The following is a 7,000-nucleotide window of genomic DNA, read 5'->3' as shown; positions in this document are numbered from 1 at the left end:
AGACTTTGCGCCATAACGCTGCCCGCGCATCCCTTCCTACTGATCAACAATGTCAAAGAACTCTAGGACCGAAGCCCGAAACCGTCCGCCCCGCGTCGCCGTTCTTGTTGGCGCCGCACTGCGTCGGTGGAGGCGGGTTATAGGGCCCTAACTCCGACCTGTAAATACCTTTTTAATGAAAAAACGCATTTAATCTTAATTTTTGCAAAATCCATTGATTTTCAACAGTTTCGCGTTTGGCCTCTCCCCAACCACAATCATGCACACACAAACACATCGTGACCATAAGTTGAAAAATCACGCTATTGGCATGAAAACCACGTTGAGAACGACCAACAGGCAGCCCTAAAAAAGCAAAACGGCCCGCGAGGATTCTTTAAACCATATCGAAAAATCGCAGCGCGAGACCCAAAGCATATGTTTAAGCCGGGGATTCATCAAATATCTGATTTGGGATTCTTGCGGGTTGTTGAAGGAATTCGACGCAGCTTACCATTTCCAAGCACGTCATTCTGGTGACGCACGATATATATCAAGGCGTATCATCACACATATAATATATGTCATTGCCAACAAGGTCACACAAAACCCCGATCAAAACGGGCATAAAAACAAATATGTGAACCTTTCCTTTACATTCTAACCCGATGATAGAGCTAGATATCCATGCCCCATCGAAACAATGGGCATCAGGGGACCGAGGGAAGATGATGAGACTGCGACAATACCTTCTATGTGCTGCTGCGATTACTGGGCTTTCACTGGCGGGGTGCACAGGGGCCAATCTTGTGCCAAACACGGCATCTGATACAGCCACGGATGGCAAAGGTGCTAAGCCCGTTCCGGCATTTACCCAGTTTACCGATATCCCGATGCCATCCAATGCATCACTTGATATGGATAAGAGCATTATCTTTGGCGCGTCTGACGCGTGGCATGGACGTCTTGTCCTTAATGCTGGCGGCTCGCAGGCACAGATGTATGATTTTTACGAACGTGAAATGCCGAATTTCGGCTGGACCAAAGTGACTGTGGTCCGGGCTGATATCTCAGTCATGGTTTATGACCGCGAAAACCGCGTTGCGACCATTAAACTGACAGGCGGCTCGTTCGCCGGATCAACGGTTGATGTGACGGTATCGCCAAAGGGCTGATCCCTGCTGATCCCAACAGTCGACCAAAACAACAAAAGGGTGCCAAGCGGCACCCTTTTTTATGGTCGTCTTCATTGCCATTAATGCTGGCAAGAATTAGCGCGTTCCGAACAAACGGTCACCGGCATCACCAAGGCCCGGCACGATGTAAGCTTTTTCATTGAGCTTTTCATCAAGACCTGCGGTGTAGATCGGCACATCCGGATGAGCATCCTGGAAGACTTTGACACCTTCGGGTGCGGCAACGAGCGCCATAAAGCGGATGTCTTTATCGGCAACGCCATATTTATTGAGCGTATCAATCGCTGCCACGGCCGAGTTTCCGGTCGCCAACATCGGATCGACCAGAATAAAGGTACGGCCTTCGACTTCTGGCAATTTCACCAGATACTCAACCGGCATATGGGTTTTGGGATCCCGGTACAAACCGATATGACCAATACGTGCAGAGGGCATCAGTTCGATCAAGCCATCGGCCATGCCCGAACCCGCGCGCAGGATCGGCACAACAGCCAGTTTGCGCCCCTGAATGGTCGGTGCCTTCATCGGGCAAATCGGGGTCTGGATTTCTTCAAAGCTGACCGGCAATTCACGGGTAATTTCATAGCCCATGAGCAGCGCAATTTCCTTTAGCAACTGCCGGAAGGTTTTGGTCGAGGTATCGACCTTGCGCATGTGGGTCAGCTTATGCTGGATCAGCGGGTGATCAAGAATGTGAAGATTGGGGAAATCCTTGTGCATGGTCATGTTCTGCCAGCCATCCTGTCTTGCGTCGTCGCAGCCAATAAAATGGTGCCACCTATAATAAGCGTTTCGGCCTACCGCCTAAAGCCTTTGTCCGATGATGGCAAGTAGAATGCCGCAAATAACGCGCAAAAACAAACACCATCCCGACAATTTAACCACCAGCACACGCCATGCGTGCGCCACGCATAAAAAAGGGACGATACATTGCTGTATCGTCCCGTTGTATCGATCTGCTGCAGTGCACAGCGTAAGATTATAAAACCATCAACGCGTGCTTGGCGTTATTCAACTTCGCGGTCATTGGGCTCTGCCCGGACCGGGAAACCGTCAACGCCCTGATTTTTCTTAATCTTGGCGGCATCGTCGCGGGCCTGTGCGAGATTGGCGTATTTACCAACCCGGACATAGTACCATGCGCCCTCGCCCTCTGCGCCGCGGATAACAACGGCGACCTCAAGCCCCTCTTTGCGCAGCTCTTCGGCGCGCTGGCTGGCATTTTCATGCACCTTAAATGCACCAACCTGAACCGAAAACGGCTTTGCGGCACTGTCGCCAGATGCGGCCGGTGCTTTTGTTTCGGCAGGTTTGGATGCGGCTTCTTTCTTTGCCGGTTCCTTGGCAGCAGTTGATTTTTCAGCCGCAGCGGCAGGTTCTTGCGCCTCAGCAGCCGGTGCTTGGTCCGCAGCTTCTGCGTCTGTGTCGCGAATTTCCGGCGCGGTCAGTGCATTATCATCAGATGCGCCATCAACATCGGGTGCTTCAGGTGCAGCGGGTGCATCCACCGGTTCGCTATCCGATACAGAGGCATCATTATCAGAGGCCGCGTCGTTCGACGTCTGTTGATCGGTCTGGCCGTCTGTTTCCGACAGCGCATCGGTCCGTTCAGCGATCAGATCGCCAACCGGATCATCTTCGGATGCCACGGTTTCGTTCGCATCGGGCGCAGTAGTCGGTTCAGATTGCGGCATCGGCGCACTGACAGAAGGTTCATCAGGTTCGGTCGCCAACATTTCGACCGGTGCCCGATCATTTTGCGCAACCGTTTCCGGGTCACTGGAATCCATGAACAGGCCTGCGCCAACCAACATGCCAGCAAAGAACAATACCAGGCCCAGCATGCCAGCCCCGGTTATGAGGCCAAGGAGAGTTTTGCGATCCATATCACCTATCCATGCATTGAAGTTTTGCCGATCTGCCGAGCGGTTGTTGCGGCCTTGCGCGTCCCCACGCCCGTCCCGACCATAAATAAACGCCGGAAGCGGCGCATCTTTTTGCGCGGGCTCGGCCGTTTGATCGGGTGCCTGTACTGGTGCTTGTGCCGACGCCTGTTCGGGTATGTGTTCAGGCGTTTTTTCCGGTTCAGGCCGTTTGCCCACATCCGGATTTGGGTCAGCACGCAAATCAGAGCGCGTATCGGGTTTGTTGGTCGGTTCTTCGCCAGCCATCCGCTTTGGCCTTTCTTCACGACATTAACGGTAATGTGCTTTGTAACCGGCAGGCCGTTTATAAAACCCTAAAGCCGTTCAATCAGAGACATAATTGGGTCATTTGTCGCCATCTGAAACGTAAAGCTATGTCCTGATGAGCCGCAGACACGCACATAGTCCCCATCAATGATGGAAAGCAAATCGCAACCTCAAAGTCGCAAAGCCAAAATTTGGATAAAAAAAGGGAGGCTGGTATTTGCCCCGGCATTGTCCCGCACAATGATCCGGATACCAGCCCCCTCGAGTGAGAGAGATCGACCTTCGGGGAGAGAGATCCCGAAGATAATCAGGTCATCAGCTACGCCATGTCAGGCTGATGACCGGGTCAGAAACGGCGTTGCCGTCTGCATTTGACAAAGACAGTGATAGACTACCCAAAACGCAATTGCAAACGATTATCACACACATTCGCATTATTTTTTGTAATTTATCAGCACACCAACGCCACGGTGCAATCAAAATCCCCTGTTTTACGCGGGTTTCACATCATTAGGTGGCATCTTTTCGTGGTGCTTTTCGTTCGGAAAATGACGGACAAGGCATCAGCCCCTTGCCCCAACACAAAAGGCGGCCCCGAATGGAGCCGCCTTTTTTACGTCGATTTGATCGCGACGCAGATTATTCTGCCGCAGATTTCGACGCGATTTCATAGAGATCGTTCGAGATTTTTGGTTTGGCGAGAATGCGCTGCAAAGCAGCCTGCATAAGCTCGGCCCGGTCCGTATCATATTTCGCCCATTTACCAAGTGGCGCACACAGGCGTGCGGCGACTTGGGGGTTGATGTCATCAAGTTCGATCAGGCGATCGGCATAAAACGCATAGCCCGAACCGTCCTTTGCGTGGAAGTGACGCGGGTTGCCCATGGCAAACGCGCCGATCAGGGACCGGACTTTGTTGGGATTGCGCATGGTAAAGGCCGGATGGTTCATCAAGTCTTTGACGCGGTCCAAGGTATCATCGCGCGATGACATCGCCTGAAGCGCAAACCATTTGTCCATCACAACGCCATCCTTGGCAAAGCGGTTTTCAAAATCGGCCAACGCGTCAGCACGTCCCGGATGATCAAGATGGTTAAGCACCGAAAGGGCTGCCATCTGATCAGTCATGTTGTCTGACGCCTTATATTGTTCGAACGCCAAATCGGCAAAGCGGTATTCGCCACTGGCCACCAAATAGCCAAGGGCGGTTGCCCGCAAGGCACGTTGACCGGCGGACGTCGCATCCGGGCTATATGCCGCGTCCGAGACATTTTCATGATAGGTGGTTTCGAAATCATCCATCAAACGTGCGCCAATTCGTTTGCGCAGGGCATTACGCACTTGATGGATCGCATCCGGGTTGGCCGGTTTGCGTTGTTCAGAAATAAACTCTTCCCCCGGCAGGACAAGTGCGTCCGCACGGAACGCCTTATCAAGTTCTGCATTCAGAAGCGTTGCGCGCATTGCCCCAATAAAGGCATCCACCGCATCCCCAGATGCGTCGAGCGCCGCATCCGCATCGCCGTCATTTTCTTCAAACTCGGCAATTGCCGCAAGGATCAGGCGGGTTGCGTATTTCTGGGCCGCTTCCCAGCGGTTAAACGCATCCGTATCATTGCCCATCAGGAAGACCAGCTCGTCATCTGGCTGATCGGTCATGACATTTACCGGTGCAGAGAATCCGCGATTAAACGACACCACCGGCATTTCAGAAACGTTTTCAAAAACGAATTCCTGAGTTGCCTCGGTCAGTTCAACGGTTTTGGCGGCCAGATCCTGTCCATTTTTGCCCAAAAGCCCAATTGAGACTGGCATATGGAGCGGTTGCTTTTCATACTGGCCAGGTGTTGGGTCGGTTTCCTGGGTCAGAGTGATGGTAAATGTCTTGGCATCGGCGTCATAGGCGCCTTCCCACCAAAGTTTTGGGGTGCCTGCCTGCGAATACCAAAGTTTCAGCTGGGTGAAATCAATGCCATTGGCGTCTTCCATGGCCTTGGCAAAGTCATCACAGGTGACGGCCTGCCCGTCATGGCGATCAAAGTAAAGATCAATCCCCTTACGATAACCTTCCGCACCCAAAAGGGTGTGCATCATGCGGATAAGCTCCGCCCCCTTTTCATAGACCGTGGCGGTATAGAAATTGTTGATTTCCATATAGCTATCGGGACGGACCGGATGGGCCAGCGGGCCGCCATCTTCGGGGAATTGACGGGCACGCAATTGCGCGACGTCCTTAATCCGCTGTACCGGGCGGGATCGTTGATCGGCGGAAAATTCCTGATCACGGAAAACGGTGAGACCTTCTTTCAGCGACAATTGGAACCAATCGCGGCAGGTGACCCGGTTGCCCGACCAGTTGTGGAAATATTCGTGGGCGACAATCGATTCAATCAATTCAAAATCGGTATCGGTCGCGGTATCGGGCTTGGCGAGAATGTATTTGGCATTAAACACATTCAGGCTTTTATTTTCCATCGCACCCATATTGAAGTCCGACACGGCAACGATGTTGAACAGGTCAAGATCGTATTCAAGACCGTAAACCTCTTCGTCCCACTTCATGGAGCGTTTCAGGCTGTCCATTGCGTAATCGCAGCGATCTTCGTTGCCATGTTCAACAAAGATACGCAGCGCAACATCACGGCCGGAAACGGTTTTAAAGCTGTCTTCGAGACAGGCCAGATCACCGGCGACCAGTGCAAACAAATAAGATGGTTTTGGGAACGGATCTTCCCACACGGCGAAATGACGTCCGCCGTCAAGATCGCCCTGATCAATCAGATTGCCGTTCGACAGCAAAACCGGGCAGGATGATTTATCCGCATTGATGGTGACTTTATAGGTCGCCATAACGTCTGGGCGGTCGGTGAAATATGTGATGCGGCGGAAGCCTTCGGCCTCGCACTGGGTGCAAAAGGCACTTTGCGAAACATACAGCCCTTCAAGGCGGGTGTTGTTGGCTGGTGAAATCTGTGTTTCGATTTCAGCGATGAAGGCGTCACTTGGCGCATTAAAGCGCAGCCCATCCGGATCAACCGTGAAATCACCCGACGCAAGTCGTTGATCATTGAGGGTAACGGAAACGAGTTTCATATCCTCGCCATGGAGAAAGACCTCGTCGCCTATTCCAGTTCCGCGCGTAGGATTCGCATGCATGAAAAGCCGCGATTTGACGTTTGTGACCTCTCGCTCCAGATCAAAGACCAGTTCGACCTTTTCTACAAAAAAGTCAGGTTCTTTATAGTCTTTACGCGAAATCACGTTCGGCTGATCAGACATTTTTACGCCCTTTTTCCCTTGGTCTGCGCGGTATTGGAATGGATTGTATAAAATCCAAATTATTGCACCGCGATGTGGTTTGTCAGAACTGAATTTCGTTCATTACCTTCAGTGATAGGATAAATTTCATTTTTCGACAAATGCGGAGTTTACGGCGCCGATTTTAGTGGGCATAATCTTAAGTGGTGGCGCGAGGGGGGCCAGAGTTTCACATTTCGTGGGGCGAGAGTGATCTTTGGTTTCCCTCACTCCTTCTGCTGATAAAAACCAAGGCAGTTGGACGCAATTCGGGTCGCACCGACATCTATAATTAAAATATCCCATCCTTTTCTCACCGAACATTTTGTGAGTTCC

General features: G+C 51.9%; 4 protein-coding genes. 1 reads left to right on the top strand and 3 read right to left on the bottom strand.

What is annotated here, in order from left to right; all coding sequences use genetic code 11:
- Positions 1–707 precede the first annotated feature (707 nt).
- On the top strand, positions 708–1,154 hold the full coding sequence (locus tag HCZ99_RS18125; protein WP_254869731.1) for a hypothetical protein: 447 nt from the start codon (positions 708–710) through the stop codon (positions 1,152–1,154).
- 96 nt (positions 1,155–1,250) lie between these two features.
- On the opposite strand, the gene upp is transcribed toward HCZ99_RS18125, so the two are convergent.
- The 3 genes from upp to pepN all read right to left on the bottom strand — a co-directional run bounded on the left by upp (position 1,251) and on the right by pepN (position 6,646).
- The gene (upp, locus tag HCZ99_RS18120; protein WP_167448408.1) at positions 1,251–1,901 is read right to left on the bottom strand and encodes a uracil phosphoribosyltransferase; all 651 of its coding nucleotides are present in this window, start codon (positions 1,899–1,901) and stop codon (positions 1,251–1,253) included.
- Positions 1,902–2,182: 281 nt separating this feature from the next.
- On the bottom strand, positions 2,183–3,346 hold the full coding sequence (locus HCZ99_RS18115; protein WP_167448407.1) for an SPOR domain-containing protein: 1,164 nt from the start codon (positions 3,344–3,346) through the stop codon (positions 2,183–2,185).
- A gap of 660 nt (positions 3,347–4,006) precedes the next feature.
- Positions 4,007–6,646 (bottom strand): aminopeptidase N, encoded by a 2,640-nt coding sequence (gene pepN, locus HCZ99_RS18110; RefSeq protein ID WP_167448406.1) that lies wholly within the window; start codon positions 6,644–6,646, stop codon positions 4,007–4,009.
- Positions 6,647–7,000 lie beyond the last annotated feature (354 nt).

Source organism: Thalassospira lucentensis, from assembly GCF_011806425.1.
Taxonomy (GTDB): domain Bacteria; phylum Pseudomonadota; class Alphaproteobacteria; order Rhodospirillales; family Thalassospiraceae; genus Thalassospira; species Thalassospira lucentensis_B.
Note: the sequence above shows the minus strand (reverse complement) of the source record. Positions and strands in the feature narration are given on the sequence as shown.